Source organism: Alkalibacterium sp. m-11, assembly GCF_054658155.1.
This window is the reverse complement of sequence record NZ_BAAGIR010000167.1, coordinates 1-3,612: the sequence shown is the minus strand read 5'-3', so window position 1 is coordinate 3,612 and position 3,612 is coordinate 1. Positions and strand designations below refer to the sequence as shown.

2 protein-coding genes are annotated in these 3,612 nt (G+C 42.0%); one reads left to right on the top strand and one right to left on the bottom strand.

What is annotated here, in order from left to right; genetic code table 11:
- Positions 1–664: 664 nt before the first annotated feature.
- The gene (locus tag ACYQ2O_RS11105; RefSeq protein ID WP_459770997.1) at positions 665–2,680 is read right to left on the bottom strand and encodes a right-handed parallel beta-helix repeat-containing protein; all 2,016 of its coding nucleotides are present in this window, start codon (positions 2,678–2,680) and stop codon (positions 665–667) included.
- Positions 2,681–3,038: 358 nt separating this feature from the next.
- On the opposite strand from ACYQ2O_RS11105, the gene ACYQ2O_RS11100 reads away from it, so the two are divergent.
- Positions 3,039–3,509, top strand: coding sequence for an AraC family ligand binding domain-containing protein (locus ACYQ2O_RS11100; RefSeq protein WP_346023616.1), 471 nt, complete (start codon positions 3,039–3,041; stop codon positions 3,507–3,509).
- Positions 3,510–3,612 lie beyond the last annotated feature (103 nt).

Here is a 3,612-nt window from a genome sequence, read left to right as displayed (position 1 = left end):
TCCCTCCTGGAGTACGTGTCTTAGTCGACAACCTAATTGTACCATATGGGGGGGTCCTTTTTTCTATGTTTTAAAAAAGTTGATTTATCAGGTGTTAAACACGACAAATAATTATGAAATTGGCTCAGTTAGTATATCCAAATGACAGAAACAATTTTTATATGGAATGCATTCAACTTAGACAGACGTTTAATCTGTTAAGTTAAAGCTCAAACGATATTTTCCTGCCAGTATGAATGTTAGTCAATTTAAGTGCAGGCTTAGACAATTTTTATCCGCCAGTTAATATTTGGTGAGTAGCTGGACGACTCTAGCGGCTTCTTCACCACCAGATGACCCGCTATAGGGCAGGCTAGTCAACTCGTATGGCTAATTCGTCACCACTCGACCCTCTAGAGAGCAGGCTAGTCAACTCGTGTGGCTTATTCTCCACCAGTTGACCAGCTAGAGGACAGGCTGGTCAACTCAAGAAGATTTTTCTTCCTCAGATGACCCACCAGAGCGTTAGCCGGGCGACTCAGAGACACTTCAACCCGCGAGTTAGCAATCTACGAACTAGAATTTAGTAGGTATAGAAAAACCGATTAGAAGTACACTTATGTACTACCTAATCGGTTTATTTTTCTCATACTTTGAACAAAATCCTTTACAGCATCAATTCATATTAAACTTCAAAGATCAAAGTGGTATTCTGATCCAGCCTGAAGGGACCGGGCGTGACCCGTGTATCGGTTCTGCTGTTACTAAAATAATCTGTGTCAAAACGGTAAGGAGAATTATCAGGCTTTTCAAAGGCCATCTCAGCATGATATGTTTTGCCCAGCATGTCTGTAGTGACCATAGCTTCAGAATGCTCACCTAAGGATGCTGGTTGACTGATTTCAATATGCACCATTCCTTCCACCGGATTACTCTCGATATGGAATACTTTTTCCCTTAGCGTAGCAGCATTCGTTTCTTGAGAGCTTGGAACTGCCTCATTAAGGTAGAGGTTCCCATCCATCGAAACAGGCAAGACTGCATTGCCTACTAAAATAGCGTCTGCTGCATCTCCCAGTTCCGCAATTTCTTCTTTAGTCATATCCCACCACTGCTTTTCATCGGCATTTGGATGCTGATTGTATCCGCCTAGACCAACAGGATGCAGGTAGCAGATGGAATCATCCGGAACACCGTCCATAACTTTTTTCTCTCCAGCTTCAGAAGCTTCCCGATTTTTAAGCGGAAGATGTTCGAAGAATCTAATCGGCACAGGTTCTTTATTTCCATCTTCATCACCAAGGAATATATTATTAAAGTAGCGGTCATCCCCTCCAGTTATATTCGAGTAGCCGGCCATAGCTGTCTCATGTGGGAAATGGTAAGGCGTAATTCGTGTGAGTTCAGATTGAACAACAAATCTGCCGGCAAATAGATTATGCACAAAGGCTCCACCTTGAGCCATGTTTCGGAAATTCATATGAGACAAAAACAGATTGTGATCAACCAAATAGGGACCATGGCAGACCTCGACGAATAAATCTTCTGACAAGTTATCGAAAAAGACATTGCGACTGATGCGGGTTCCCTGTGCCTGCCAGTCCAGCCAGAGTCCTCTGTAACTGCTGTAAATTTTATTGTCCGTGATTTGAGTGTCCAAAGCGGCGTGCAGTTTGATTCCACCTACTTCAGCCCCATGACGAAGACGTTTATGGTGGATATTGTAAATACGGTTATGTGAAATTTCGCTGAAAGCTGCGCCCATGTGACCGACAATTCCAGCTTGTTCACAGTCGTGAATAATATTGTTACGCACAATATGACTGCCGACCGTATCTTTATGCCAGCCTGAATGGAGAGCCTTCAAGATGGCTTCCTGTTCCCGCTGAGTTCCACCTTTTCTTTTTCTATCTTTGTGCCCCGTACCAGTTTCTGTGCCTAAGCTGATGCCCACGTTTTTTGATTCGCTGATAGTATTGTTTTCGATAATCCAACCCTTGCTCCAATGAGGACCAATCAGTCCTTCCTGAGAGTCAGTTGGGGGTGCCCATTGAGGTGAGGCTTGAGTAAGCGTGAAACCACTGACGGTAATATAATTCACACCGGATTTTTCAGGCCAGAAGCAGTGAGGGCGTACATTTATTTCCACATTCTCACTTCGGGGATCTTTGCCACCAAAGTTTGCCCATATTTTCGTCGTTTCTGTCCCCACTTTTGTATGCCATTTTAATAGAGAATCATCTGAATATTTCGCTTCAGACCATCTTTCAGGATGATTTACTTCCTCCACACTGCCGCATTCATAAAGAGATTTTCCGTCCAGATAGACTTCACCCAAGTGAGCAGTCAGGTCTCCGTCAAAGAGCCAGTCGCCACTCAGCTCGACTTCATATGGGTTCCGATTTTTAAATAAGGAGTTAGACACTTCTGTACTCCAGACATTGTTTCCTTCAGAAGTCCATTCTGAAATACGCTCAGCCCCTGAGATAACGACTTCTCCATCGCCAGCAGCTTTGTAAAGTATTCTCTGTTCTTCTGTTCCTCCATTTAAAGGATTGATCCATTCTCTGTACACTCCGGCATGAACAGTAACGGTATCGCCAGGCTCTGCTAAAGCAGCCGCTCGTGAGATTGTGCGAAAAGGCTGTTCTTTTGTTCCTGTATTTTGGTCATTTCCTTGCGTTGATATATGGTAGTCCATTATTTTCTCCTTTTTCCTGTCATAAAAAGTTTAAGGTCATTTAATGACGGATGACAGGTTTTATTTGTGTGATAATTGATGTATTAAATGTAGTGTGTCTCAATCTATTTTACCAGAATGTTAGTGCAGGTATTCAAAGACAAGTGATTGAGTAAACTGTCAGCCACTGACAAGATTGCTTTAAACTATAAGAAAAATCTGCTAAAGCATAACTGATTCAGGCATGGATAGAGTGTCAATTTTTTCAATCGGCCGTGTTATAATTCAGGTATAGAGACGTTCTGAATTTACAAATAAATCTGGATAATTAAGGCGGTTTAACAAACAGCTTCAAGCCTTTACTTAAAGGAGAAATACGATGAAAAACAGTAACGAAGGATTTTTTTCTTCAAAAAATCCCCAACAATTAGAATACGTCAGCAGTGGCCATAAGCCGGTAAACTCCCATAAATGGGGACCTGGGGTGCGGGATGTCTATGCATTACACTACATAATCAAAGGCAAAGGCACACTGAAAACCCGGTCAAAAGAATTTGAACTTAAAGAAGGGGAGAGTTTTCTGATTTATCCGTATACAGAAATCTCCTATCATCCAGATTCAACTGATCCTTGGGAGTACGCCTGGATTGAATTCAAAGGCGAAGAAGCTTCTCAGATAATAGATTTAACCAGATTTTCAGTTGATTCTCCAGTTAGTCCTGCTGCATCGATAAATTTAGCTGAGTACTATTTCACTGAATTGGACGCTGAGAAGACTGCTTATGAAGACATACGTCTGGAGGCAAAACTCCGACTGCTCTTGTCTCCTTCATTCCCGTGTAAATTATAACGAGGAATGCAAAAAACATTGATATAAAAGGAAATTTCTGGCTATTCCTATTGAATTTCCGCACTTTCCACGTTATAATTATAACGTGGAAAGGCGTGATTTT